22 protein-coding genes are annotated in these 26548 nt (G+C 69.9%); 14 read left to right on the top strand and 8 right to left on the bottom strand.

The window, feature by feature from the left end:
* The first annotated feature begins 2 nt into the window (after positions 1 to 2).
* Positions 3 to 575: a DUF6644 family protein gene (locus VNW53_RS16250; protein ID WP_325556855.1), complete on the top strand. Its 573-nt coding sequence runs from the start codon at positions 3 to 5 to the stop codon at positions 573 to 575.
* Here VNW53_RS16250 and VNW53_RS16245 read toward each other — a convergent pair.
* A complete protein-coding gene (locus VNW53_RS16245; protein ID WP_325556854.1) occupies positions 572 to 1933 on the bottom strand; it encodes an ATP-binding protein in 1362 nt (453 codons plus the stop codon). The two genes, VNW53_RS16250 and VNW53_RS16245, sit on opposite strands and share 4 nt — an antisense overlap.
* Positions 1930 to 2712, bottom strand: coding sequence for a response regulator transcription factor (locus VNW53_RS16240; RefSeq protein ID WP_325556853.1), 783 nt, complete (start codon positions 2710 to 2712; stop codon positions 1930 to 1932). Before VNW53_RS16240 ends, VNW53_RS16245 begins: the two co-directional genes overlap by 4 nt.
* A 405-nt stretch (positions 2713 to 3117) precedes the next feature.
* Here VNW53_RS16240 and VNW53_RS16235 point away from each other — a divergent pair, with 405 nt between their 5' ends.
* The 7 genes from VNW53_RS16235 to VNW53_RS16205 all read left to right on the top strand — a co-directional run bounded on the left by VNW53_RS16235 (position 3118) and on the right by VNW53_RS16205 (position 12747).
* Positions 3118 to 3462: a DUF6152 family protein gene (locus VNW53_RS16235; protein WP_325556852.1), complete on the top strand. Its 345-nt coding sequence runs from the start codon at positions 3118 to 3120 to the stop codon at positions 3460 to 3462.
* A gap of 36 nt (positions 3463 to 3498) precedes the next feature.
* Positions 3499 to 6480, top strand: a complete 2982-nt coding sequence (locus tag VNW53_RS16230; RefSeq protein ID WP_325556851.1) for a PHB depolymerase family esterase — start codon at positions 3499 to 3501, stop codon at positions 6478 to 6480.
* 28 nt (positions 6481 to 6508) lie between these two features.
* Positions 6509 to 7828, top strand: a complete 1320-nt coding sequence (locus VNW53_RS16225; protein ID WP_325556850.1) for an MFS transporter — start codon at positions 6509 to 6511, stop codon at positions 7826 to 7828.
* A gap of 19 nt (positions 7829 to 7847) precedes the next feature.
* Positions 7848 to 8342 carry a nuclear transport factor 2 family protein gene (locus VNW53_RS16220; RefSeq protein ID WP_325556849.1) on the top strand — a complete coding sequence of 165 codons (495 nt, stop codon included), beginning with the start codon at positions 7848 to 7850 and terminating at the stop codon, positions 8340 to 8342.
* A 13-nt stretch (positions 8343 to 8355) separates the two neighbouring features.
* Complete coding sequence (locus VNW53_RS16215; protein WP_325556848.1) at positions 8356 to 8808, top strand: GlcG/HbpS family heme-binding protein; 453 nt, start codon at positions 8356 to 8358, stop codon at positions 8806 to 8808.
* Entirely contained in the window at positions 8805 to 9677 is an 873-nt protein-coding gene (locus VNW53_RS16210; protein WP_325556847.1) for a fumarylacetoacetate hydrolase family protein, read from the top strand. Before VNW53_RS16215 ends, VNW53_RS16210 begins: the two co-directional genes overlap by 4 nt.
* 229 nt (positions 9678 to 9906) lie before the next feature.
* Positions 9907 to 12747, top strand: a complete 2841-nt coding sequence (locus VNW53_RS16205; protein ID WP_325556846.1) for a TonB-dependent receptor domain-containing protein — start codon at positions 9907 to 9909, stop codon at positions 12745 to 12747.
* Between the two features lie 33 nt (positions 12748 to 12780).
* Here the strand turns inward: VNW53_RS16205 and VNW53_RS16200 are convergent, their stop codons facing one another.
* On the bottom strand, positions 12781 to 13428 hold the full coding sequence (locus VNW53_RS16200) for a response regulator transcription factor (protein ID WP_325556845.1): 648 nt from the start codon (positions 13426 to 13428) through the stop codon (positions 12781 to 12783).
* Positions 13429 to 13855: 427 nt separating this feature from the next.
* On the opposite strand from VNW53_RS16200, the gene VNW53_RS16195 reads away from it, so the two are divergent.
* The 4 genes from VNW53_RS16195 (at position 13856) to VNW53_RS16180 (ending at position 18021) form a co-directional block, all read left to right on the top strand.
* Positions 13856 to 14755: a LysR family transcriptional regulator gene (locus VNW53_RS16195; RefSeq protein WP_325556844.1), complete on the top strand. Its 900-nt coding sequence runs from the start codon at positions 13856 to 13858 to the stop codon at positions 14753 to 14755.
* A 381-nt stretch (positions 14756 to 15136) separates the two neighbouring features.
* Positions 15137 to 17071: a HAMP domain-containing methyl-accepting chemotaxis protein gene (locus VNW53_RS16190; RefSeq protein WP_325556843.1), complete on the top strand. Its 1935-nt coding sequence runs from the start codon at positions 15137 to 15139 to the stop codon at positions 17069 to 17071.
* A 2-nt stretch (positions 17072 to 17073) separates the two neighbouring features.
* Positions 17074 to 17535, top strand: coding sequence for a chemotaxis protein CheW (locus VNW53_RS16185; RefSeq protein WP_325556842.1), 462 nt, complete (start codon positions 17074 to 17076; stop codon positions 17533 to 17535).
* An 87-nt stretch (positions 17536 to 17622) separates the two neighbouring features.
* Positions 17623 to 18021 (top strand): hypothetical protein, encoded by a 399-nt coding sequence (locus VNW53_RS16180; RefSeq protein ID WP_325556841.1) that lies wholly within the window; start codon positions 17623 to 17625, stop codon positions 18019 to 18021.
* 14 nt (positions 18022 to 18035) lie between these two features.
* On the opposite strand, the gene VNW53_RS16175 is transcribed toward VNW53_RS16180, so the two are convergent.
* From VNW53_RS16175 to VNW53_RS16160, 4 genes are all read right to left on the bottom strand, one after another.
* Positions 18036 to 21077 carry an efflux RND transporter permease subunit gene (locus VNW53_RS16175; RefSeq protein ID WP_325556840.1) on the bottom strand — a complete coding sequence of 1014 codons (3042 nt, stop codon included), beginning with the start codon at positions 21075 to 21077 and terminating at the stop codon, positions 18036 to 18038.
* Positions 21074 to 22117, bottom strand: coding sequence for an efflux RND transporter periplasmic adaptor subunit (locus VNW53_RS16170; protein WP_325556839.1), 1044 nt, complete (start codon positions 22115 to 22117; stop codon positions 21074 to 21076). The genes VNW53_RS16175 and VNW53_RS16170 overlap by 4 nt, the downstream gene beginning before the upstream one ends.
* Entirely contained in the window at positions 22114 to 23418 is a 1305-nt protein-coding gene (locus VNW53_RS16165) for a TolC family protein (protein WP_325556838.1), read from the bottom strand. Before VNW53_RS16165 ends, VNW53_RS16170 begins: the two co-directional genes overlap by 4 nt.
* 133 nt (positions 23419 to 23551) lie before the next feature.
* Positions 23552 to 23695: a hypothetical protein gene (locus VNW53_RS16160; RefSeq protein WP_325556837.1), complete on the bottom strand. Its 144-nt coding sequence runs from the start codon at positions 23693 to 23695 to the stop codon at positions 23552 to 23554.
* A gap of 185 nt (positions 23696 to 23880) precedes the next feature.
* Here VNW53_RS16160 and VNW53_RS16155 point away from each other — a divergent pair, with 185 nt between their 5' ends.
* Positions 23881 to 25290, top strand: a complete 1410-nt coding sequence (locus VNW53_RS16155; RefSeq protein ID WP_325556836.1) for a HAMP domain-containing sensor histidine kinase — start codon at positions 23881 to 23883, stop codon at positions 25288 to 25290.
* Between the two features lie 38 nt (positions 25291 to 25328).
* Here the strand turns inward: VNW53_RS16155 and VNW53_RS16150 are convergent, their stop codons facing one another.
* Positions 25329 to 25955 carry a sensor histidine kinase gene (locus VNW53_RS16150; protein WP_325556835.1) on the bottom strand — a complete coding sequence of 209 codons (627 nt, stop codon included), beginning with the start codon at positions 25953 to 25955 and terminating at the stop codon, positions 25329 to 25331.
* Between the two features lie 302 nt (positions 25956 to 26257).
* Here VNW53_RS16150 and VNW53_RS16145 point away from each other — a divergent pair.
* Positions 26258 to 26548, top strand: a 291-nt coding sequence (locus VNW53_RS16145; RefSeq protein ID WP_325556834.1) for a response regulator, incomplete at its 3' end; no start/stop codon positions are given.

The raw sequence follows: 26548 nt of genomic DNA, 5'->3' as shown, positions 1-26548 counted from the left end.
GAATGTCGATCATTTCCATCGCCACATGGATTGAAGCGACGGGCCCGGCGCGGGCGATCGCGCAGTCGAGCTGGATGTTCCCGGCGGCGGAGACCCTGCATGTGATCGCCATCGCCCTGGTGGTCGGCTCGATCGCCGTGGTCGACCTTCGGCTGCTGGGCGTCTCGTGGAGGAGCCGGCCGGTCACCGAGGTCGCCGGCGACGTGCTGCCGGTCACCTGGGCGGCCTTCGTGATCGCCGCGGTCGCGGGATCGCTGATGTTCGTTTCCGCGGCGGTGAAATATGCCACGGACCTGCCGTTTCAGCTCAAGATGCTGCTCCTGCTCTGCGCTGGGGCGAACATGCTGGTCTTCCACCACTTCACCTATGCGGGCGTGGAGGCCTGGGATCGGGACGCGCCGTCGCCGCGGGCGGCGAAGGTGGCGGCGGGCCTGTCGCTGATCTTCTGGATCGCGGTCGTCACCTGCGGGCGCATGGTCAGCTTCACGACCCAAGCGGCCTTCGGCCCCCCGAGCGCCAGCAATGCTCAGCCCACTGTCCTGGCGCAGGTCGAGGCGCGTATCGCGCAGCCTTAGGCCGCCGAGGAGCGCGGCTCGGCCACCTCGTTGCAGATCACGCCGCGGCGCAGGATGAGCCGGGCTTCCAGACCGCCCTGCGGGTGGTTGGCCAGGATCAGCTCGGCCTCGCTCTTCTGGGCCAGGGCGCGGGCGATGGTCAGGCCGAGCCCGACGCCGCCCTTCGGAGGCTGGGCGGTTTCCAGGCGGACGAAGGGCTCGAAGACCGATTCCAGTTTCTCCTCCGGGATCCCCGGGCCGAAGTCACGGATGCGGATGCTGACGGCGCCGTCCGCCACGGCGGCGGACACCTCCGCCGCGCCGCCATATTTCAAGGCATTGTCCAGGAGGTTGGCCAGGCACCGCTGCAGCGCCCTCGGCTTGCCTTCGATGTCGCAGCCGGACCGCTGGCTGAGCGAGGCCGGCCGGCCGCCTTCGGCCGCATCCTCGACGACGCTTTCCAGCAGGGAGTCGAGGGCCAGCCGGACGAAGGGCTCCTCGAACTCGTTGCCGCGGTGGTAGTCGAGGCCCTGGCGGACCAGCGCCAGCATCCCGCCGAGATCGTCGATCAGGCGGCTGCGCAGCGCGGGATCCGAGACCTTCTCGATCCTCAGTCGCAGGCGGGTGAGCGGGGTCTGCAGGTCATGGGTGATCGAGGCCAGGATGCGGGTGCGCTCAACGACGTGGTCGCGCAGCTTGGCCTGCATCAGGTTGAAGGCGCGGATCGCGTCGCGCACCTCATAGGGGCCGCTCTCGGGCAGGGGCGAGCGGTCGAGGTCGCGGCCCAACTCCCGGGCGGCGCGGGACAGGTCCCGCAGCGGAGCGGCGGCCATGCGCGAGGCCAGGAAGGCCAGCACGCTGACCGTCAGGGTCAGGATGGACAGGAAGACCGGGTCCAGCCGCGGCAGGTCGAAGGTGTCGGTGCGCGGGCTGAGCGCCACGAGGACGATCGAGGAGCCGTCCGCAAGCCGTGTCGAGATCACCCAGCAACTGAGCTGGGCGTAGAACGAGGTGCGGAACGGCTGGATACAGGTGCGTGGCACGGCCTTCTGCGCCCGGCTGGAAGGATCGAGGCGCGAGGCGAGGACGCGGCTGAACTCCGGGTCGGGGCCGATGATCTGCTCGGCGCCCTTCGGCGGCCGCAGGCCGAGGATCCCCTCCGACAGCATCTGGGCGCGCAGCGGCCGCGGGGCGCTGTCGATCAGCGAGACCAGGTCCTGAACCCGGTCGACCAGGCGCACGATATTGATGTGCTCGAGATCGGACTTCCGCCGGATGTCGGCGAGGCCCAGGGCCAGGCTGGACGATCCCACGACTCCGACCAGCAGGAACAGGAACAGGCGTCCCGCCATGGAATCGAAGTAGCGCTGCAGGATCATTCGAAGGTCACCGCCGCGGCGAGCACATAGCCTTGGCCGCGCACCGTCATGATCAACTGCGACGCGCGCGCGTCGTCGTCCAGCTTGTGCCGCAGGCGGCTGATCTGCAGGTCGGCCACCCGCTGGGGCGAACCGTCGATCAGGGTCGGATGCGAGGTGAGGGTGAGAAGCTGCTCGCGGGTCAGCACCTCGTTGGCGTGCTCGACGAAGAACTTGAGCAGGCTGAACTCATTGCCCGAGAGGATGACCACGCGGCCCTTGGGGTCGCTCAGCCGCCGGTTCTCGAAGTCCAGAGTCCAGCCCTGGAACGTCGCGCGCCTGGGCGGCGCGGCGTCCTGCAGGCTGGTGGGCGTGTAGGTGCGCCGCAGGACGCTACGGACCCGCGCCACCAGCTCGCGCGGCTCGAACGGCTTGGTGACGTAGTCGTCGGCGCCGACCTCAAGGCCGATGACGCGGTCGATGGCGTCGCTGCGCGCGGTCAGCATGATGATCGGAATGTCGCGGCGGCTGCGGCTCAGGCGGCAGAGCGACAGGCCGTCCTCTCCCGGCAGGTTGAGGTCCAGCACGATCAGGTCGACCGGCTGGCTGTTGAGCGCGGCGAACATCGAGGTTCCGTCCGCGGCCATGACCACCTGGAAGCCCGCCTGCGTCAGGGGCTCGGCGGCCAGGGTGCGGATGTCCTCGTCGTCGTCGACGATCAGGACGGTTCGTTGAAGGGACTGGGCCACCGCTTCCAGCGGCGCCCACGCATCCGACGGCACGTTCTTTCCCATTTCCATCCTTGGCCCCGGCCGGCGGCGATGCCGGTCGCGACGCGCTCCTTCCCCAATCTTTGCGTTGCGGTTGCCTGGATCCCAGGGTCCGCGCGCTTGCCGAAGGCTACCGCCGTTACCCCTCCGGCAAAAGTGTCAAAGTGTGTCGGCCTCTGTCGTCCGGAATTACTGAGATAGATTTTGAGATATGTATACAGTGAATGATATGTATCGCCATCAGGATACATGTAAAGTGACAGTAAAAATAAGGATTAAATCTCCCTCATTTATTGACTTTATCGTCCTATCGCCGTAGTACGGGCCAACAATAGTTGACGATGAGCGCCTGGCGCTCTGGGGAGAGGACAAATGGCGCAATCAGGAGCGCGGTCTCTGGGCGGTTGGCTTGTAGGCCTGGGCGCATTCGCGGCCGTGGCGGTCGCAGCGTCCGCCGCCTCGGCGCACCACTCGTTCGCGATGTTCGACAAGGAGCATCCGGTGGAGCTCCAGGGGACGGTGAAGTCCTGGGAGTTCACCAACCCGCATAGCTGGCTGGTGATGGTGGTGATGAAGAACGGCCGCCCGACCGAAATCAACGTCGAGGGCGCGAGCGTGCTGACGCTGGTGCGGCAGGGCTTCGGCCTCAACACCTTCGCGCCGGGCGAGAAGCTCGACCTGGTGATCAGCCCCCTCAAGAACGGCGGGCCGGGCGGGGCCTTCGTCAAGGCCACCAAATCCGACGGGACGGTGCTCACCGAGTCGCCCACGCCGAACTGACTGCAGGGATCGCGCGCGTCGCGACAGGGGAGTGTCATGAAGACGAGAGTTGGGTCACGCCGCGCGGCGTCGATGGTCGCGCTCTGCATCGCCACGGCCGGCGTCCTGGCCGTCGGCGGCGCGAACGCGCAGCAGGCGAAATATCCGGCCGGCGGCCCGAAGCTGCCGCAATGGTCGGTCCTGCCCGACTGGAGCGGCCTCTGGGAGCGTGGCGGCGATATCGTCTGGGACGATCGCATTCCGTTCAAGGCGGGCGAGCCGGAGCTGCCGCCCTACAACGCCGACTATCTGAAGGAATACATGGCGCGTCGCGCGGAGCAGCGCGCCGACGCCCTGGCCGGCCGTCCGCGCACCTTCCGGGGCGCGGGCCTCTACGGAAGCATGCCGGCGATGATGATCATGCTCTTCCCCATGGATATCCAGATCAACCGGCATGAAGTGGTGATCATGACCGCCAACGGCGGGGCGCGGGAGATCTACACCGACGGGCGCGTGCATCCCGCCGACGCCTTGCCGAGCTCGCGGGGGCATTCCATCGGCCATTGGGAGGGCAAGACCCTCGTGGTCGACACCTGCTGCTTCCGGGCCGACACCCGCCTGCCGGGCGGCGGCGCGCACAGCGACCAGATGCACGTGACAGAGCGGTTCTGGTCGCCCGACGGCCATGCCCTGAAGGACGCGATCACGGTCGAGGACCCGAAGGCCTTCACCAAGCCCTGGACGACCGAGAAGACCTACTATCGCCGGCCCGACTGGGAGCAGGTGGAGTACGACGGGGAAGAGAACACCCGTGACTTCGGCAAGCCGTCACCAGACGGCGAAGCCGCGTTCGGGCCGCCGCCGAAGGCCGAGGGCGCGGCGTCGCCCGCCCCGACGCCGGTCGCCGCCGCGGCGCCGAAGCCGCCCAAGCCGCCGGGCAAGCCCGCCACGACCGAGGGCCTGCAGAAGGCCACCGCCCTGGCGGTCGGGAACCTCGCCTGGGAGACGGTCGTCGTCGCGGAGCTGAAGCGCGACTCCGACAAGGTGACCTGGAACGGCGTGACACGCTCGGTGACCTGGCATTGCACCGCCGCGCCGGACGGGACCAAGGCCTACTGCGAACAGCCCCCCGCGCCTCCCGGCGCGGCCGGGCCGCCTGGGGCGCGACCCACCATGGCCACGGCTTCCGAGCCGGCGCCCGCCCGGCCCGCCGGACCTCCCGCGCTCGTGAAGAACACGGTCACCGTCGGCGGCCAGGACCGCGACTACTACTATTTCGTGCCGCCCAAGGCCGACCGCGCGGGCTTCAACCAGGTGGTCTATGCGCTGCACGACAACGGCCAGACGGCGCAGCAATTCGCCCAGGCCTCGGGCTGGATGAAGGTCGCCGCCGACAACGGCTTCGTCGTCGTCTTCCCGGAGACGGTGCAGAAGGACTGGGGCCCGAGCGCCGGCGGCGAGGACGACTACCTGGCCGCCGTGCTGGCCCACGCCGGGACGCACATGCTGATCCCGGCCCCGCCCGGCGGTGGCCCCGGCGGCCCGCGCGCCGGAGGCGGCGGGGGCGAGGGCGCGGCGGAGGGCGACGCGGGACGGCGCGGTGGTCCCCCGCGGATCCGCACCTGGGCCCCGTTCCAGTACCTGACCGGCGTCGGCGCCGGCGCGACCCTGGCCCAGGCCTTCGCCATGAACCACCCGGGCCTCTATGCGGCCGTGGCGACCGTCGACGGCGTGGCGAACGACGCCGCCTACGCCAAGGGCGAGCAGCCCGCGGACGGCGCCTATCTCCACATCTGGCCCGACAAGGCCCTGGTCCCGATCTGGAAGCAGCAGAAGAAGGACGTGCCGGTCGCGATCTGGCTGTTCACCCATGGCGCGCCCACCGCCGCCGAGACGCGGCAGGCCGACTACTGGAAGCGCGCCGACCGCGTGGCGGCCGCGGCCGCGACGAACTCCGCAGGCGGCTACGAGACGGCCGTCTTCCCCGCGCGGGACAATCCCTCCCAACAGGTCCGGACCACCACCCTGCCGGCCTCGGCGCCGGTCGACGCCCGCCTGGCCGGGACGATCTGGAACGACCTCTTCGCGCGGGTCGCCCGCTGGACCTCCTCGCCCAACGGCGACCTCGGCCGCCTGATGACCCACGCGGAGGTCGACAAGGCCTTCGAGGTGAAGTCCATCGCCGTGGGCGACCGGACCTACACCTATTACGTCAAGACCCCGCCGAGCTACAGCAAGGGGCAGAAGCTGCCGGTGGTGCTGTCCGCCCACGGCTTCGCCTTCCCGGCCTGGATGTACCTCAGCCAGATCAAGCTGCATGAGGTCGGCGACAAGGAAGGCTTCATTACCGTCTATCTGCAGGGCCAGCGCGACGCCTGGACCTTCGAGGACCCCGACGGGCCGGACCAGCAGTACATCCTGAAGGTGATCGCCGCCGTCGAGGCGGACTACGGCGCCGACCCGGGCCGGATCTACATGCAGGGCTTCTCGTTCGGCAGCGGGTTGACCTACATGATGGGCCTGACCCACCCGGAACTGTTCGCCGGGGTCTCGCCCAACAGCGGCATCGGCCCGATGCCCAAGGATGTCGAGACGCGGATCGCGCAGATCAAGGCGAAGTCGGACGCCCGGACGCCCATGCTGCTGCTCTACGGCGACGCCGACCGCGGCGGCTCGGTGGATGGCGAGATCCCGTCACAGGGCATCCTGCGCGGCGCCATCGACGAGATGAAGACCTACAACCACATCGCCACGGCCGATGGGGCCAAGCCGTTCCACAGCCCCACAGGGCCGGGCTACGACATCCTCGTCCCGGGCGGCAAGCTGGTCTCGGACGCTGTCGATGCGCGCTACCCGCAGGGCCGGTTCAAGATCTACCAGTACAGCAGCGCCGACCCCACGCCGCGCAATCTGTTCAACTTCGTCTGGGTGCGCGACCTGACGCACGGCGGCGATCCGCGGCAGGCGCAACTGGAGTGGGACTATTTCAAGCACTGGCGCCGCAACGCCGACGGCTCGCTCAGCTACGTCCCCAACTAGGCCGGACCAGCCCAGGGAAGGGACGGCGATGAAACCCGGAACGCTCGACCTAGAGACCATCGTCGACACCAGCCCGCTCAACCGCCGGCAACTGGTCATCTTCGGGCTTTGCGCCCTGGTGGCGATGATCGACGGTTTCGACACCCAGTCGATCGCGCTCGTCGCGCCGGTGATCGTCTCGGCCTGGAGGCTCAAGGCCGCGGCGTTCGGCGTCGTGTTCGGCGCGGGACTGTTCGGCAGCCTGGTCGGCGCCTTCCTGTTCGGGCTGGCCGCCGACCGGGCGGGGCGCAAGCCGGCGCTGATCGCCGCGATGCTGCTGTTCGCCGCCGTGACTCTGGTGACGCCGCTGACGACCTCGATGGGGCAACTGATCGCCGTCAGGCTGGTGACCGGCCTGGGCCTCGGCGGCGCCCTGCCGATCCTCATCTCGATCACCTCGGAGTACGCCCCGACGCGGCTGCGCTCGACCCTGGTGTCCCTGATGTTCTGCGGCTTCCCTCTGGGCGCGGTGGTCGGCGGCGTGGCGGCCACCCGGCTGATTCCGGCGTTCGGCTGGCCCAGCATCTTCTACGTCGGCGCCGCCATCCCGCTGCTGCTGCTCCCGGCGATCCTCGGCCTCGTGCCGGAGTCGGTCCGTTTCCTCGCCATGAGCCAGAACCGGCCCCGGGTGCTGGCCATACTGCAGCGGATGAAGTGGGCGGGGGCCTGGGACGGCCAGTTTCCAGCCGCCCCGGCTCAGTCCGGCCGGTCCCGGGTGGCGGAGCTGTTCGCCGAGGGCAGGGCGGCGGGCACGCTGCTCTTGTGGACGACGCTCTTCCTCAGCCTGCTGCTCACCTATTTCCTGATCAACTGGATCCCGCTCATCGCCCGCCAGTCCGGCATCGGCATGTCGAGCGCGGTGCTGGCCGTGGCGGCGGTCAACCTCGGCGCCATCTTCGGCTGCCTGGTGATCGGCCGGCTGTCCGACTGGCGCGGGGACCCCACGGCCTTCATCAGCTTCGGCTTCGCCCTGGGGGCTCTGGCGATCGTCCTGATCGGCTCCTCCGGTCAGTCCAGCGCCTGGCTCCTGGCCACGACGTTCCTCGCGGGCGTCTTCAGCGTGGGCGCCCAGATGTGCACGGTCGCCTATTGCGCGAGCTTCTATGACACGGGGCTGCGCGCCACCGGCGTGGGCTGGGCGATCGGCGTCGGGCGCGTCGGCGCGATCGTCGGCCCCGTCGTGGGCGGCATGCTGGTCGGGGCCGGCATGCCGACGACGCGGCTCTTCCTGATTGTCGGGGTGATGTCCGCCGGCGCGGCCCTGGCCGTGTTCGGCGTCGGGCAGCACGCCCCGCGCGCCAACGCCTGAGCCCGTCACGGAGGCCCCCATGTCCAGCGACTCCGCCCGCCTCGGCCCTATCGCCGGATCCGCCGATCCGGGTTTCGACCCCAACGGGATCGCGCTCCTGCTCCTGCGGTTCAGCGAGGCGGTGGACTCCCGCCGTCCTCAGGAGATCGCCGAGCAGTTCACCGCCGGGGGGGTGTTCAAGCCCGCCGCCGCGGCCCTCCAGGGACCGGCGGCGGTGGAGGCCTTCTATGCGGACCGCCTGCGCGATCCGCGGCGGACCACCCGGCACCTGTGGTCGAACCTCTACGTCGCGCCCGCGGCCGACGGCCGGGCGGAGATCCGCGTGGCGCTCTCGAACTACGCCTTCGACCCGGCGGTCTCCGAGACGGAGGTGCAGCTTCGCGTCGGCAACGTCTCGGGCGTCTGCGCGCGGGGCGCCGACGGCCGCTGGCGCTTCGCCGAGCACGTCTACGAGCGGCTCTACGCCCTGCGTCTGCCGCTGAGCGACCCGCAACCTCCTCAGCCCAAGCCTTAATTAAGGAGCGACCATGACCGTCCTCACCCTCGAGCAGGCTTCGCAGATCGTCGACGCCGGCCTGGCCCGCGCCGCCGAGCTGAAGTTCCGACCGATGACGATCGCCGTCCTCGACGCCGGCGGCCACCTGGTGGCGTTCAAGCGCCAGGACCGGTCTGGAATTCTGCGACCGGAGATCGCCCAGGGGAAGGCCTGGGGCGCGCTCGGCATGGGCCACGGCGGCCGCGACCTGGCGCGACGCGCCGTCGAGGCGCCGGCCTTCTACGCGGCGATCGCCGCCACCTCGCAAGGCCGGGTGATCCCGGTGGGCGGCGGCGTGCTGATCCGCGACGCCGACGGGGAGATCATCGGGGCGGCCGGCGCAAGCGGCGACCATCCCGACAACGACGAAGCCTGCGCGGTCTACGGCATCGAACAGGTCGGGCTCGTCGCGGATGGCGGCCACGGGCCCGGCGCGCCCAAGTGAAGCTCGCCGCCTTCACCCGCCAGGGCTTGGCCGGCGTCGGCCTTGTGGAAGGCCACGAGATCGCCGACGTCAGCGCCGCCGACCCGCGGCTGCCGCGCGACCTGCGCACCCTGCTCGAAGGCGGCGACGAGGCGCGCGACGCCATCTCCGCGGCGGCCCTCCGCGCAGCCCGCCATCCGCTGGCCGAGGTGCGGCTACAGGCGCCCATCGCCGCGCCGAGGAAGTTCCTCGGCCTCGGCCTTTCCTACCGGTCGCACGCCGCCGAGGTGGTGTCCCGCGGGCGCGCGCTTCCCGAGCACCAGAACTGGTTCAACAAGCAGGTCACCGCGGTGAACGGGCCCTATGACCCCATCCACATGCCACGGGTCTCCGTCCAGCTCGACTACGAGGGCGAGGTGGCGGTGGTGATCGGGCGGCGGGCCCGCCATGTCCGCGCGGCGGACGCCGGGGGCGTGATCGCCGGCTTCATGGTCTGCAACGACGTCAGCGTGCGCGACTGGCAGCAACGCTCGCCCACCGGCACCCTGGGCAAGTCCTTCGACACCCATGGCCCCATCGGTCCCTGGCTCACCACGGCCGACGAGGTCGCCGATCCGCACGCCCTGCGCCTGCGCACCTGGGTGGACGGCGCCCTGCGCCAGGACGGCGACACCGCCGAGCTGATCTACAGCTTCGGCCAGATGATCGAGGAGCTGTCGACCGTGTTCACGCTCGAGCCCGGCGACATCCTCACCACCGGCACGCCGTCGGGGGTCGGCCAGTACATGCATCCGCCGCTATGGCTCACGGTCGGACAGACCGTGAGGGTCGAGGTCGAAGGGCTTGGCCACATCGAAAACACGATCGTCGCGGAGCCGGATGGCGCCTAAGACCACTTCCAGAAGACCATGGGGGTCGTTATGGTTCGTGGTAAGTACAAAACTGCCACATGAAGACTAAGAGCGAAATAGTTCGACAATTATCGCTAATTTCTCAAATATATTTCTCCAATGAATAGAGGAGTCTAAGCTAGATAGGTCGGTTGTATTCCGAAATGCAGCGACGCGAACAACCCGCCATTCAGGTCGGGGGCGCAAAACAATAGACCCGGGGAGGGGCATGAACATCAAATTGTCTGCCGCGCTATGTGGAAGCGCCAGCCTGTTGGCGCTGGCCTCGCCGGCGCTGGCTCAGCAGGCCGCGGCCGCGCCCCCCAAGGCGACGCAGCTCGAAGAGGTGGTGGTCACCGGGACGCACATCCGCGACGGCTTCACCGCCCCGACGCCCGAGACCGTGGCCACGGCGGATCGGCTGGAGGCGACGACGCCCACCACCATCCCCGACGCCCTCAACAAATTGCCCCAGTTCGCAGGCTCGGCGATCAACGCCGGGTCCAGCAACGGGACGGGCGGCGGCCCGCCGAGCGTGCTGGTGGGCAACTTCCTGAGCCTGCGGTCGCTGGGGCCTGTGCGCACCCTGATCCTGATGGACGGCCACCGCGTCCCGCCGACAACGCTGAACGGCCAGGTCGACACCAACACCTTGCCTGAAATGCTGACTCAGCGGGTGGACGTGGTCACCGGCGGCGCCTCGGCCGTCTACGGGTCGGACGCCGTGACCGGCGTCGTCAACTTCATCCTGGACCACAAGTTCACCGGCCTGAAGGTCGAGGCGCAGACCGGCATCTCCGACCAGCACGACGCGCCGTCGACCAAGCTGGGCGTTGCAGGCGGCGACGACGTCCTGGGCCGCGGCCATGTCATCTGGAGCTACGAGCACTATCAGAACGCCGGCATCAAGACGCACGAAGACCGCAGCTATAGCGCGTCCGTGCCGGTCTACACGGGCGCCGGGACGGCGGCCAATCCGTTCGTCCTGACGCAGGGCGCCCGGCTATCGGGGGCGACCTACGGCGGGCTGGTGACCAGCGGCCCCTTCAAGGGCCAGCAGTTCGTCGGCTCCGACGTCCTCGCCCCGTTCAATCCCGGCACACCGACCAAGTCCAACGGCATCGCCGTCGGCGGCGACGGCGCCTACTATACCGGCCTGGCGCTGACCGCGCCGGTGCGCACCGACCAGCTTTTCGGCCGCTTCGACTACGACTTCGACAACAACGTCAAAGCCTACCTCCAGGTCAATGGAACCGAGGAGCGCAGCGCCGACCAGCTCACCTCCAACGCCCCGCCGACGCCGTTCACGATCTTCAGCGGCAACCCGTTCCTGTCGGCGGGCCAGCAGGCCCTGTTGACGACCGCCAACGTCCCCAGTTTCACCGTGGCGCGGCTCAGCCGCGACCTCGCGGCGGACAGTTCGACCACCCAGACGATCAGCACCTTCAACGTCACCGCCGGCCTCACGGGCACGGCGCTCAAGGACTACGTCTGGGACGTCTATTACACCCACGGCGAGTCCAGGGTCCGGTCGGTCACCTATAACAACATCAACTATCCGCGCTTCTACGCGGCGCTGGACGCTGTGAAGGATCCGAGCGGCGCCGTCGTCTGTCGCGTGACGCTTACCAATCCCGGGCTCTATCCCGGATGCACGCCGATCAACCTGCTCGGCAACAACACCGCGAGCGCCGCCGCCAAGGCCTACATCTACGACAACACCCAGTGGCAGGCCCTGAACAAGATCGACGATGTCGCCGCGACGATCTCGGGCGTCGCCTTCCAGAACTGGGCCGGGCCGGTCTCGGTCGCGCTCAACGCCGAGTTCCGCTCGCAGAGCCTGGTGGAGACCTCGAACGCCAACTCGCTGACCGTGCCCGTCACCACGGGCATCCGGCTGGGGGCTCCTCCGACCACGAACTGGGCCTACGCCACCCAGGCGCCGCAGCAGGGCTCCAACTCGGTCTGGGAAGTGGGCGCGGAGACCGTCTTCCCGCTGCTGCGTGACCTGCCCCTGGTCGACAAGCTCGAGGTGAACGGCGCGGCCCGCTACACCGACTACAGTTCCAGCGGCCCGGCCACGACCTGGAAGGTCGGCCTCAACTACCAGCCGATCGAGGACCTGCGGTTCCGGTTCTCGGAGTCGCGCGATATCCGCGCGCCGACGCTCGCCGACCTCTATGCCGGGACCACGATCGCGATCCTCAACGTCAACGATCCGCACACCGGCGTGAACGGCGTGATCAAGGTGCAGGGCGGCGGCAACCCGAACCTGGTGCCAGAGGTCGCGCGGACGTCCACGGCGGGCTTCGTCTACACGCCGGCCTGGATCCCGAGGTTCTCGCTGTCGTTCGACTACTACAATATCGTCATCGACAACGCGATCGGCTCCATCAACGGCTCCAACACCGCGATCCTGCAGGAGTGCGAGAACTCGGGCGGAACCTCGCCGGTCTGCTCGACGATCGTGCGGCCGCTGCCGTTCAGCGACCACAGCGCGGCCAACTTCCCCACGCTGGTCTACAACCTCAACCAGAACATCTCCCAGACCTACACACACGGGTTCGATGTCGAGGCGCGCACAGATCGCACCCTGAGCGACCTCATTGCCGGCGCACCCGGGCACGTCGACCTGCGCTTGCTCTGGTCCCACCAGCCGGTCCTCAAGAGCCGCACCTATCCCACGTCGCAGCTCACCAATGCGGCGGGGGTGGCGGGGCTTTCGGCGGACCGCGTCACCGGTACGGTCGGCTATGAGCTCGGGCCGTTCTCGGCGCTCTGGCAGGCGCGCTACCTGAGCAGCCAGGCCCGCAGCGGCAATCCGCTGCAGGTCTACGCAGGACCCGACCTGCCGGCGATCTGGTATCACGACGTGAACCTCACCTACCGGTTCAAGGCGGTGGGCCGCGACCTGCAGGCCTATCTGATCGTCACCAACCTGTTCAACCAGCAGCCGCGCATCTCGCCCTCGACGACGTTCGCGGGGATTCCCGGGTTCGGCTCGCCGTACGTGCTCGGCGACGACCCCGTCGGGCGCTACTACACGGTCGGTCTCAGGATGAAGTACTGAGCCCGGGCCAAGGCGCCGCGTCTCTTCCGCCGTTCAGTCTCCCGACTCGGTCGGGAGGCCCGAAGGCGCGGCCTGCCGGGACATCAGCGCCGCGGCCTCCGTCCGGTTGCTCGCGCCGGAGAGCTTCAGGATGGCCTGAACGTGTTGCTTGACCGTGGCGACGGAGATCATCAGCTCGCGGGCGATCACCTTGTTGCTCTTGCCCTCCTTCAGCGCATGGAACACGTCGCGCTGCCGAAGCGAGAGGCGCGCGACCACGTCACGCCCGGCCGAGCCGTGCGGGCGCTCGTCGAAGGATGGCATCTGCGGGAAGTAGACCCCGCCGGCCGCGACCAGGCCAATGGCGGCGGCGATGAGCTCCGGACGGCTGGTGGCCGGCACGTAGCCGTGCACGCCCGCGGCGATCGCCTGCCTCACGCCCGGGCCCAGGCTGGGCTCACCGAAGACGACGACCTTTCCGGGCGCGGCGCTGCTGACCAGTTCGGGCAGGTTCTGCAGCATGGCGGCGTGCCGCGATATGAGGTTGGCGACAATCAGGTCGACCGACTGCCGGCGCACGGCCTCGAAGGCGTCCTCGTGCGACTCCACCACGGTGACGTTCGCGCTCGGGAACGTCGCGCGCAACAGGCTCTCCAGCGCATCCCGAACCAGCGGATGCTCATCGACGAGAAGCAACTGCATGCCGGCGTGCGCTCACCGACCGACGGGTTGGATCACGACGACGGCTCCGACCCGCCGCGGTTTCGCCGCGAAATGGCGCGCGTCCGCGTCCTCAGGCGGCCCCGGACCGCGTAGCGGCCCAGTTTCGACCCTGCGAAGGAATCGGGATGGCCCGCGGCCGCCAGGCCGTGGACTGGGTGTAAATCATTCGAATTCCGAAGTTCCGCGAACAAGTTCTCGATCCGCCCCTTGATCGAAGGTTTGTCGTCAACGCTGTCAGGTAAATGTGAAAAGTGAGTCGCCGATTTACCAAGATCGGAAATTCGGCATCTCTTTTTCGCCGCTTTTCCGCACCCATAGTGGCCGGGATGATCTGTGCGACCAGTGCATTTTCTGCACCTACCCATTCAGAGACTGAATGGGCCGGGGCGCCCCAGGCTGCGCCGCGATGAAGCTGAATTCCTTCGACCTCAATCTGCTCCTGGTGTTCGACGCTGTGCTGCGCAAGGGCAGCGTGACCAAGGCGGCCCAGGAGCTCGGCCTCAGCCAGCCGGCGACGAGTCACGCGCTCAACCGCCTGCGCGGACGGCTGAAGGACCGGCTCTTCGTGCGCTCGGCGGAGGGCATGATGCCCACGCCGCGGGCCGAGCAACTGGCCGAGCCGGTGCGCCGCGCCCTGATGGACCTGCAGCGGACCCTGGACCCCGAGGACTTCGTTCCCGAAACGGCGGAAAGGCGCTTCACGGTGGCGGCCAACAACGGGGCGGCCATCGTCCTGGTCGGAACGATCGCAGGCGACAGCCGCGCGGCCGCCCCGAACGTGCGCCTGGCCGTCCGGCCGAGCGGCACCCTGGACGTACCCGGAATGCTCGACCGGGGCGACCTGGACATCGCCATCGTCGGCCGGCCCGCGCCGGGCGCCCGGTTTTCCAGCCAGGTGCTGGTGGAGGACCCCTGCGTGGCGGTCATGCGGCGCGGGCATCCCCTGGCCCAGGGGCGGCTCGAACTCGCCGCGTTCGCCGCCGCGCCACACCTGCGGATCTCCTCAAGCGATCAAGATCTCAGTTTCGTGGACGGCGAGCTCCTGGCGCGGGGACTGAGGCGCACCGTCATGCTTGAGGCGCCCTATCTTTCGGCGGGGGCCATCCTGACCCAGTCGGACATGGTGGCGATCATGGAGCGGCGGGTGGCCGAGGCGCTCCGCCGCGCCTATCCGGTCGAGCTCGCGCCCCTGCCGATCCCGTCGGCCATCCTGCGATGCGTGATGGTCTGGCACAGCCGCTTCGACGACCATCCCGCGCACAGGTGGCTGCGCAACATGATCATCGCCGCCGCCGCGACGCTTTGACCGCCGGGCGGGCGCTGCGGCCCGTTCCGCGGCCATCGACGCCCCCTTGAGTTCCGCTTGCCGATGGCCGCGCCGGACGACGGCCCATGTCGGCCCGGCCGCAGCCGCATGGGGCGGGCGAGCCGTGCGGTTGGCCGAAACAGCCAAATGGCTATGGCCATATGGATCAAGATTACGTCGGAGCCGACATAAGAACTAATTCAATAGATACGACTAGTATATCTACTTATATACTTAAATCCCAAATCATCGATCTGCCAAGTTACGACCTGTTAAGAGAAGGGTTAATACGATGATGGAATAGATAGCCAAGGTGGCATCAAAACGGACCGATCGAAGTCGAATAATCTGTCATCGATCCGTCAGAATGCGGAGAGTCGAGTGAAGAACGTCCCGATCATTGGAAAATTCCTGGCAGTCCTCGCCCTCTTCGGCGTCTTCGTGTTGGGGGTCGCGTTCTATGCGACGAGCCAGCTCAAGAAGATCGACACCGACTACAGCGCCATCATCGACCGCGATCAGGCGACAGTCCTGTTGGCGCGCGCCACTCGAAACATGCAGACCGCGCGGGCGGCCATCGGCGACCTGGTGATGGCCACCACCGACGAAGGAAATCGCAAGTCGGAAGACGAATTCAACACCGCCGCGAAGAAGGCTGAAAACTACATGGATGAGGCCGCAAAGGCCTCGCCATCCGACGCCGCCGACATCCAGGCGCTGAAGGCCCAGAGCCTGCAGGTCGTCAACAATGACTGCGCGGAATCGATTCGCCTCGGCAAGACGACCACGGCGCCTGCGGAGGTCCTGAAGATTCTGCCGGTGTATCAGCGCGATTGCGCGTCCAAATTCGAGCCGCTCGGGCCGGCGTTTGCGACCAAGGTCGACGCCATGAACAAGGCCGCCAGCAAGGCCAGCGACGACCTGACGGCGACCACCAACCGCACGATCCTGATGACCTACGGCGTGATCCTGGGCGGCCTTGTTCTGGTCGTGGGCTTCGCCTTCTTCGCCATCCGCGCCTGGGTCGCCAACCCCTTGAAGGGCTTGAACGACACCATGGAGAGCCTGGCCAAGGGCGACCTGAACGTGGCGGTGGTCGGCGACGATCGGCGTGACGAAGTCGGCTCGATGGCCAAGACCGTGCAGGTGTTCAAGGACGCTGCGATCGAGAAGCAGCGGCTGGAGAGCGAGGCGGCCGACCAGCGCCGCAGGACCGAGGAGGAGCGCGCCCGCAACGAGGCGGAGCGCGAGGCCGCGGCCAAGCAGCAGGCGATGGTGGTCGAATCCCTCGCCACCGGCCTGTCGAAGCTGTCGGACGGCGACCTGGTGTTCCGCCTGAACACCGCCTTCGCCACCGAATACGAGAAGCTCCGCAGCGACTTCAACGACGCCATGGAGAAGCTGGAAGAGACGATGCGGGTCGTCTCCGCCAACACCGACGGCATCCGGTCGGGCGCCGAGGAGATCAGCCAGGCTTCGGACGACCTGTCGCGCCGCACCGAGCAGCAGGCGGCGAGCCTTGAGGAAACGGCCGCGGCCCTGGACCAGATCACCGCCACGGTGCGCAAGACCGCTTCGGGCGCGAAGGACGCCAGCGAGGTCGTCACCGCCGCCAAGGCCGAAGCCGAGCATTCCGGCGCGGTGGTGGCTGAGGCTGTCCAGGCCATGGGCGAGATCGAGCAGTCCTCCGGCCAGATCAGCCAGATCATCGGCGTGATCGACGAGATCGCCTTCCAGACCAACCTGCTGGCCCTGAACGCCGGCGTCGAGGCCGCCCGGGCGGGCGATGCGGGCAAGGGCTTCGCGGTCGTGGCCTCCGAGGTGCGGGCCCTGGCCCAGCGCTCTGCGGAAGCCGCCAAGGAGATCAAGACCCTGATCTCGGCCTCGTCGCATCAGGTCGGCCAGGGCGTGGCCCTGGTCGGCGATACGGGCCGGGCGCTGCAGTCGATCGTGACCCAGGTGGCCAAGATCGACACCCTGGTCCTGGAAATCGCCGCCTCGGCCCAGGAGCAGGCCACGGGGCTTCAGCAGGTCAACACCGCGGTCAACCAGATGGACCAGGTGGTGCAGCAGAACGCCGCGATGGTGGAGGAGCAGACCGCCGCCACCCACTCGCTCAAGAGCGAGACCAGCGAGCTGGCCGCGCTGATTTCGCGGTTCAAGGTCGCGGCGGGCAAGGCCGTCAGCCGCTCGGGGCCGCGCGCGGCGACCGGGCGCGACGTTGCGGCTCCGTCGCCGGCCCGGGCCATGGCCCGCAAGGTCGCGGCCAGCGTCGGCGGGGCGGCCGTCGCCGAGGACGAATGGTCGGAATTCTGAGGATGAGCCAACCCGCCCATCACGGATCCGCGCGCGAGCTGATTTCCTTTCGCGTAGGCGCCCAGGACTTCTGCGTCGACATCATGGCGGTGCGTGAGATCCGTGGCTGGACGCCGGCCACGGCCCTGCCGGGGGCGCCGGACTTCGTCTACGGCGTGATCAACCTGCGCGGAGCCGTGCTGCCCATCGTCGACCTGGCTTCGCGGCTCGGCTTCGACGCCGCGGATCCCACGGCCAAGCACGTGATCATCGTCACCGAGATCGGCGGCCAGGCGATCGGCCTGCTCGTCGAAGCGGTCTCCGACATCCTGTCGGTGACCGACGACGTGATCCAGCCCACCCCCGACGTGGCGTCCGGCGCGGCCAAGACCTTCGTGCGCGGCCTGCTGGCGAGCGAGGGCCGGATGATCAGCCTGATCGGCCTCGACAACATCGTACCCGAGCTGAACCTGGAGGCGGCATGACGGTTGTGGGGCTTCTTCCGAGGCCCGAGCCGCCATCCGTTCCGCCCCAAGACTTTCGGCGTCATCACCATCTTGCGAGATCTGTCCATGAGCACTCCTGAGCCGGCCAACGTGAACGCCTTGCAGGCGCGTCTGTCGGCGCTCGAAATCGACCTGCGCAGCGCCTTGGCCATCAGCAGCGCCCTGCTGCAGGGGCTGACCGCGACATCGCGCAAGACCCATCACGCGATCGACCTGGCTCTCGACGAGGCCTTGAGGGCGATCGCGACGGAAGAGCGGCACGGCTCGGCCGCGGTCCACGCCATCGTCAGCGAGACCCGGGAGAAGCTGCGCGCCGAGACCGGCATCCAGGAGCGCATGGCCCGCGACCTGGAGCGCCTGATCATCGACAAGGCCTCGGCGATCCAGGGCGACGGCGGCGGCGTGGTCATCGCCCGCGACTTCACCGCGCGCAGGCCTCGGCCCCCGGGCGCCAGTCCGGTCTGACGCCGCAGGCGCCGTCAGGCGTCGCGGCGCACGGTCAGGCCGATCAGCACCGGCATGGCCAGCAGCACCAGCGGATATTGCAGCAACAGGCCGGCGATGATCGCGATGGCCAGCGGCTGCTGAATGCCCGATCCCTGGCCGATGGCCAGCGCCAGCGGCGTCAGGGTGAGGATGGCCGCCAGCGTCGTCATGGTGATGGGCCGAAGCCGCTCGCGGGCGGCCTGCCGCAGGGCCTCGCGGGGCGGCATCCGATGGGCGAACTCGGCGTATTCGGAGACGAAGAAGATCGCCATCTCCGTGCCGATGCCGATGATCATGGTCATGCCCATCAGCGCGGTGATGTTCAGCTCCACCTTGGTCAGGAACAGCGCCGTGAACACCGCCGTGGTCGACAGCAGCGAGCAGCCGATGATGATCACCGGCAGCCACAGCCGGCGGTAGAGGATCAGCAGCAGGATGAACTCCGCGATCAGGGCGGCGACGAACACCTTGGCGAGGCCGGTGAAGGCGATCTGCTGCTGCTGGTAGAGGCCGCCCAGCTCGTAGCGCGTGCCCGGATCGAGCATGCCGGGCCGCGCCAGCGCCGTCTTCACGTCCGCCACCGCCGCCCCCATGCCGCGGCCCTCGATCCGGCCGGTGACCGCCAGCATCGGCTGCAGGTTGTCGCGGGAGATTTCCGGCTGACCGGTCACCGGGACCACCGTGGCGACCTTGCTCAGCGGGAACACATGCCCGTCCGGCGCACGGATCGGCAGGGCCGCCAGGTCCGGCTCGCGAAGGCCGAGCGCGTCGGGCAGGCGCACCCGCACGCCCACCACCTTGGTCGGCTGCGGCAGGTTGGTCGCGACGGCGCCGGCGATGGCGGTGGAGAGCGCCTGGGTGACCAGGTCCGGCGTCATGCCTTCCAGCCCCGTGCGGATCGGGTCGATGCGCACGTCGAGCGCGTCGCCGGCCAGCTTCACGCCGCTCTTCACTTCCACGACGCCGGGAATCTTGGAGATCGCGACCGCCACCCGCTCGGCCTGGGGGATCAGGGTGGCGGTGTCGGCGCCATAGAGCTTGACCTCGATCGGCTGCGGCACGGCGGTGAGGTCGCCGATCAGGTCCTCCATCAGTTGCGCGACCTCGATCTGCACCCCGGGCGTCAGAGCGGTGGTCTGCGCCAGCACGGCGGCCATCACCTCCGGCGTAGAGCGCTTGTGGTCGGGCTTCAGGCGGACGAAGTAGTCGCCGTGGTAGCTCTGGCCCAGGTTGCCGCCGAGGCCCGTGCCGAGCCGGCGGGAGAAGGTCTCCACCTCGGGCGTGGCCTTCAGGAGGGCGTCGATCTGGGCGACCTCGCGGCCGGTCTCGTCGAGCGAGGTCCCGGGCTTTGTGGTGTAGTCGATGATGAAACCGCCCTCGTCGACCTTGGGCATGAAGCCGGTGGGCACCGCGCGCGACGCCAGGAACCCGCCTGCCAGCAGGACAGCGAACACCACGGCCAGGATCCAGGGCCGCCGGAAGAGGGCGTCGAGCAGGCTCAGGTGCCGGCGCGCCAGCCAGTTGGTCTTCCCCGCGCCCGGGTCGCGCCAGCGCTGGAAGTCCACCAGATTGCGGGCCAGCACGGGGACCACGAGGGCGGTCATCAGGTAGGAGATGGCCAGGGCCGCGGCCATGGTCACCGACAGCGCCTTGGAGAAGGCGCCCGTCACGCCGTCCAGGAAGCTCAGGGGCAGGAAGACGATGAGCGTCGCGAGGCTCGAGCCGGTGAGCGGGGTCATGAACTCGCGCGCCGCCGGCATCACCGCCGCGGCCCCGATCACGCCGCCCTCGGGGGTCGGCGCGCCGGCGCGCCGGGCGATGTGCTCGACCATGACGATCACGTCGTCGATCAGCAGGCCGACCGCCGCGGCGATGCCGCCCAGGGTCATGATGTTGAAGCTCATGCCGGCGATGCTGAGCACCAGAACGGTGGCGGCCAGGGTGGCCGGCACCACCAGGACGGCGATCAGGGTCACCCGCCAACTGCGCAGGAACATGATCAGCACGATGGCGGCCAGCGCCAGGCCGATCAGGACCGCGTCGCGCACGCTGCCCGCCGACTGGGTGACGAGCTCGCTCTGGTCGTACCACTTCACCAGGCGCACGCCGGGCGGCAGCTTGAAGGCGGCCAGCTTGGCCTGCACGCCCTTGGCGATCTGCACCGCGTTGCCGTCCGGCTGCTCGTAGACGTTGAACAGCACCGCCGGACGGCCGTCCTCCACCACCCGCGTCCACTGCGGCATGACACCGTCGACCACCGTGGCCACGTCGCGCACCCGCACCACGCCGGTCGGATCGGAACGGACCACCACCTCGCCCACGTCGGCTGCGTGGATCACACTGCGGTCGGAGATCACCAGGAAGAGCTTGCCGCGGTCCTGCAGCCGCCCGACCGCCTGCAGGCTGTTGCCGACGCTGAGCGCATTGGCGAGGTCGGCCATCGACAGGCCGTAGGCGGTCAGCCGGTGGGGATCGGCCAGCACCTGCACCTCGGAGGTGTCACCGCCCTGGACGGCGACCCGCGACAGGCCGGGGATGGAAGATAGCAGCGGTTTGATCTGGTACTGGGCGAGGTCCTGCAGCGCCACCGGCGAGGCGGTGTGCGACTCCAGGGCGTAGGAGGTGATCGGGAACACCGTCGGGTCCATCCGCCGCACGTCGTAGGCGGCGCCGGGCGGCAGGCTGGGCAGGGTCTTGGCCACCGCGGCGTCCACCAGCAGGGTCGAGGCGGTCATGTCGCGGCCCCAGCCGAAGTCGATGGAAATCTGCGCCGAGCCGCGGCTGGTCTCGGAGCGCACGTCGAGCACGCCCGGCACCATGCGGATCGCTTCCTCGACCGGCCGGGTCACCAGCAGGGCGGTCTGGTCGGCGGGCCGGCTGCCGGCGTCGAGGTCGACCACGACCCGCGGGAAGGCGATCTGCGGGAACAGCCCGACCGGAAGGGTGACAGCCACCGCCAGGCCGGCGGCGGCCAGGGCGAAGGCGACCAGGACGATCGCGCGCCATTGCGCCTCGATAAAGCCGGTGAAGCTCATTTGGCGGCCGCGGTGCGCACCTGGGCGCCGTTGTCGAGCTGGTAGGCGCCGTCGGCCACCAGCGGCAGGCGCGGGTCCAGCGGCCCGCGGATCACGTCCACGTCGCCGGCGCTGCGCACGAGGCTGACGTCGACCCGCCGCGCGCGGCCGCCCGCCACCTGGAAGACGTAGTCCCGCTGGCCGTCGTTGAGCACGGCCACATGGGGCGCGAGCCAGCCCGCCACCTGGCCGACCGTCACCGCCGCGCGGAAGGCGTCGCCGAGGATCAGGCCGCCGCCGGCGGCGCCGATGTCGGCGTCCACCAGCCGGGTCCGGGGATTGAGCGCGCCGGCGATCCGAAGCACCCGCCCCGCAACCGCCGGCCGTCCGGACAGGCTCTGCAGCGTCGCGGGCTGGCCTACCCTCAGCCGCGCCGCCTGGCCGGGGTCGAAGCCCGCGGTGACCACCAATCCGGTGCTCCGGGCGACCGTCACGAGCGCCGCGCCGGCCATCGTCTGGTCGCCCGCCGCGACCGGGATCGACACCACGACCCCGTCGAAGGGCGCCGACAGCCCGCCGGAGGGCGCGGCGGCCCCTTGCTGCCCGAGCGCCGCGAGGTTGGCCTGGGCGGCGCGCAGCCCCGCCTCGGCCTGGGCCACCTGGTCGCGGGTCGCGAGTTGCTGGGCGAACAGTTGGGCGGCGTGCGTCTGCTGGTCCTGGGCGAGCTTCAGGGCGGCGGCGGCCTGGCGGTAGGCGCTCACCGCCTGCGGGTTGAGGCTGTAGGCGATCAGCCGCTGGCCGGCCTTCACCAAGGCGCCGGGCGCCACGAGGATGGTGTCCACCCGCGCCGGCTGCTGGAGGCTCAGCGTCTGCACGGCGCCGCTGGCCGGCGCGGCGGCGCCATAGACCGTCACCACGTCGGGAAGCGCGCCCTGGGTCGGCGGCTGGGTGCGCACCAGGACCGTGGGCGCCGGCGGGGCGGGCGGCGGCTGGCCGCAGGCGGCCAGGGTCGCGGCGAGGGCTGCGGCCGCGAGCGCGGGTCGGATCGGGCGCGGGCTCATCGCGACGCCTCCTGAGGCAACGGTTGGACGGAGGGCAGGCCCGCGCCGACCAGGGTGGCGATCGCCACCTGCTGCTCGAGCAGGACCTGTTCCAGGCTGACGGCCTGGGCGAGGCGGGTGAGGCGGGCGTTGACCAGGTCCACATAGGTCCGCTGGTCGATGTCGCGGGTGCGCAGGGCCGCCTCGGCCTTGGCCGCCCGCTGTTCGGCGATGGGCAGGTCGGCGCGGACCTGCTGAAGCTGGCGCTCCGTCGCGGCGATCTCGCTCAGCCGGGCGCGGACCTCGCCCACGGCCGCGGTCAGCCGAGCGGCGTATTCCTCATGCAGCACGGCCCGGGTGGCCCGCTCCACGGCGACGCCGCCCTGGTTGCGGTCGAAGACCGGCAGGCCGACGCTGGCGGTCGGGCCCGCGTTGCGCACATTGGCGTTGTCGCTGCTGCCGGAGACGCCCAGCGTCAGGCCGGGGAACTGGCTCAGCAGCGCCGTGCGCAGCCTGGCGTCCTGGGCGGCGTAGCCGAGCTGCAAGGCCACCAGGTCGGGCCGCCGGAGCGGCAGGTTGGGCAGGTCCCGCTCGATGGCCGCAGGGTCGAGGGGCGGAAGGTCCGCGCTGGCCGCCAGCGGCGCGACGGCCTCGGGCGCCAGGCCCAGCAGGGCGTTCAACTGGTGGCGCTCGCCGAGCATGCGGCGTTGCAGGTCGTCGAGCTGGGCCTGGGCCTGCTGCCGCGCCGCCAGGTAGGGCGCGGCGTCGGCCAGGGTCACGTTCCCGGCCGCGAGCGCGGTTTCCAGCCGCTCGCCGCGGCCGGCGAGCAGGTCGCGGGCCTGGGCGAGCACCTCGAGGCTGTGCCGGCCCTCGATCAGGTCGACGGCCAGCAGGCGCGCCTGCCCGGCCACCTGCCACTCGCGCCAGAGGATGTCGGCATCGACCTGCTGCACGGCCTTGCGCGCCGTCTCCTGGCGAGTGCGGTAGGTGACCAGGGCGCCGAAGTTGAAGTTGAGCGCGGCGTTCCAGGCGGTGGTGGTCCCGACGCCGGCCAGCAGCGGCAGGACGGCCCCGCCGAATTGCGGATTGGGCAGCACGCCGGCCTGGATCAACTGGGCCTGGGCGACGCCGTGCTGGGCGCGCACGGCGCGCAGGTCCGGGTCGTTCTGCACGGCGAGGGCGGCGACCTGGGCGACGGTGAGCGGACCGGCAGGCAACGGCTGGTCGTGGGCCAGCCGGTCAACCGCCGGGGCGAGCTGCGGCGCGGTGGGAAGCGGCGATGGCGAATAGGTGGCGCATCCGGCCAGCAGTCCCGCCGCCACCGTCCACGCCCATGACAATCCGCGCGTGCGTCTGCGCGCGGGCGCGCCGAAACTGGGCATCTCCAGACCTCTCCCGCGCCGATGCCTTAACGGCTCGCCGGCGACTCGCGTTTCACCCAGGGCCAGGAGCCGTTCAGAGGAGGCGGTAGGCGAACGCCGCCACGGCGCCGAGCGCGGCCACGATCAGGGCCAAGCCGCCCAACCGCGGCGACACCAGGCAAAGCCCGCCCGTCAGCACCAGGGCGGAAGCGCCGCCAACCCACAGCTTCCAACTCACGTCGGTCTCCAACCCGGCCCCGTCCCTGGGCCATGGGGCGCACCTTCGCAGGCCCCCGCCGCAGCGGCCTCGCCCGGGACTTACAAGGGTGTAAGCTCGCTGCCGGGCGGCCCCGGGAGCGGCGCTGCATAAGGGGCGCTGGACAGGAGGGCGCGCATGGCGTCGGCGATTGCGGGCCTGGAGGCATGAGGGCTGGGTCGCTGAGGCCCTCCCTGCGCCTGCGGCCGCTGGCCTTCACGGCCTTTGCGATGACCACGGTCTTGGGGGCGGTCGCCCTGGCCTTCTACCTGGTCAATCTGTCGGCCGAGGATGTGTTCCTCGACCGCGAGCGCGACGCCGCCGTCGCGGAGGGTCAGATTCTCGCCGAGGCTTTCGCCGTGGAAGGCGCGCCGGGCCTGGTGAAGCGGATGGAACGCCGGACGCGGCTGGCCGCGCCGGAATCCCACTATGCGTTGTTCGATCCGGCGGGCCGGCGCATCGGCGGCGACCTGCTGGCCGCGCCGACGCCTCTGCCGTTGGGCGACTGGGTCAAGGTCAGCTCGCGGACCCGCGCCGGGCCGATCACGCTCAACGCCACCGCCGCCCGGTTGCCGGACGGATCGCTGCTGGTCGTCGGACGCGACGCGGCCGGGCAGCGCGATTTCGAGGCGCGGACCGCCGACGGCCTGCTGATCGCGCTCGCGATCGTGGTCACAGCCAGCCTTGGGGTTGGGCTGTTGCTGAACGCCCTGGTGATCCGGCGGGCCGAGGCGGTCGCCGGCGTCGCCGAGCGGATCGCGGCCGGCGACCTCGGCGCGCGCGCCGAGGTCTCGGAGCGCGGCGACTCGTTCGATCGCATCGGGGCCTCGCTTAACCGGATGCTCGATCGCATCGAGGAGCTGCTGACCGGCATGCGGACGGTCACCGACAGCCTGGCCCACGACCTGCGGACCCCGCTGACGCGGATGCGGGGCGCCGTCGAGGGCGCGCTCGACCCGGCGACCAGCCACGACGACTGCCGCGCCGCCCTCGATCAGGTCAGCCAGGAGCTGGAGCGGGTGCTGTCGGTGTTCGCCGCCCTGATCGACATCGCCCGGGCGGAGTCGGGCCTGTCGCGGGAGATGATGCAACCGCTGCGGCTGGACGAACTGGCGCTCGATCTGGCGAGCCTGTTCGCGCCGGTGCTGGAGGACGCCGGCCAGACGCTGGAGGTCCGTCCTATGGACCCGCTGGCGATCGACGGCCATGAGCAGTTGCTGCGCCAGGCGGTCGGCAACCTGCTGTTCAACGCCGCCCGGCACGCAGGGTCCGGCGCGACGGTCACCCTGGAGGTGCTGGGCGGCCGGCAGGCGGCGGAGATCGTCGTCGCGGACGACGGTCCCGGCATCCCCGACGCGGACCGGGAGCGGGTGAAGGACCGCTTCGTCAGGCTGGACGAGGCGCGTGGCGGGGCGGGTTCGGGCCTTGGGCTTTCCATCGTCGCGGCGGCCGCGAAACTGCATGGCGGAGAGCTGCGGCTGGAGGACAACCGCCCGGGCCTGCGCGCGGTGCTGACCCTGGGGCGCGGCGACGCCGGGCCTGCGCCAGGCCCCGCGCGCTCGGCCGACGCGCGCTAAGCTTCTGAGGGATCCAGGCCGCCGCCAGGCCCGGCCCTTCAGATCCGCGCCGAGGGCGAATCCGGCAGGCTGAGCGTGACGATGACGCCACCAGGGTCCGAGTGCAGCCGCACCTCGCCGCCCAGGGCCTGGGTGAGCCTGCGGACCAGGGTCAGGCCGTCGCCGGTTCCTCCGCCGCGCAGGCCGCAGCCGTTGTCGGCGACCTGGCAGAGCCAGCCGGTTCCGGTGCGGCGCAGGGACACCCTGACCCAGCCGCCGCTACGCCCGGGGAAGGCGTGCTTTGCGGCGTTGGTGACCAGTTCGACGATGATCAGGCCGAGCCTCTGGCAGGCCTCACGGGGCATGGTCGCGGGGTCCGACCTGAACTCGCAATGGACGCCGCGCGGCGCCAGGTGGGCGACGCACAGCTCCTCACACACCCTGCCCAGGTGGGCGGCCGCGTCGACCCTGACCTCGCCGTCGTCCTCGCCCAGGGCGCGATGCACGTTGGCGAAGGCCTGGATGCGGCTGGAGAAGACCCGGACGGCGTCGCGCACGGCCGGATCGGCGAACCCGCCGAAGTCGCTGCGCAGCAGTCCGTGGAGGGCGGCCAGGGTGTTCAGGAACCTGTGGTTCGCCTCCCGCGAGGCGAGCCGCGCCTCTGGCTCGAAGATGGCGACGGTCATGATGCAGCTCCGATGGCGTGGCCGGGCGCTTGGGGCGGGAGCCGGACGAGCAACTCGCTCTCTTGCGTCGCGTGCGATCCTTGGCCGGGCGCCTCACAGCGGGCTGCGCCTTCACCTTACAGGAATGCCAGCCAGGCCGTTTCGCGGCGGCCCACAGGCTTGTAAGGAAGCCGGACAGGCCCGCGTCAGACGCCGGGCGCACCGGGAGACGCGCGGTTTTCTTGCCAAGACGCGGGTCCCGGTCCTAGCTGACACCAGGCCCGCGGAGGACTGACGGCGGTCGCACGCGAAGGAGCTCAGGCATGTCCAGGCGGGTGCTGGTCGTCGAGGACGACGTCTCGACGGCGGATTACATCGCCAAAGGCCTGCGTGAAGAGGGCTTCACGGTGGAACAGGCCGGCGACGGCCGAGATGCGCTCTACTTGGCGACCTCGTCCGAATTCGACGCCATCGTGATGGACCGCATGATCCCCGGGCTCGACGGTCTGTCGGTGGTCAAGGCCCTGCGCGCGGCGGGGGCATCCACGCCCATCCTGATCCTGTCGGCCATGGGCCACCTCGACGAGCGGGTCAAAGGCCTGCGGGCGGGCGGC

It is taken from the genome of Phenylobacterium sp. (genome assembly GCF_035569475.1).
Taxonomy (GTDB): Bacteria; Pseudomonadota; Alphaproteobacteria; order Caulobacterales; family Caulobacteraceae; genus Phenylobacterium.
The sequence above is the reverse complement of the archived record's forward strand: the minus strand, read 5'-3'. Positions and strand labels throughout refer to the sequence as shown.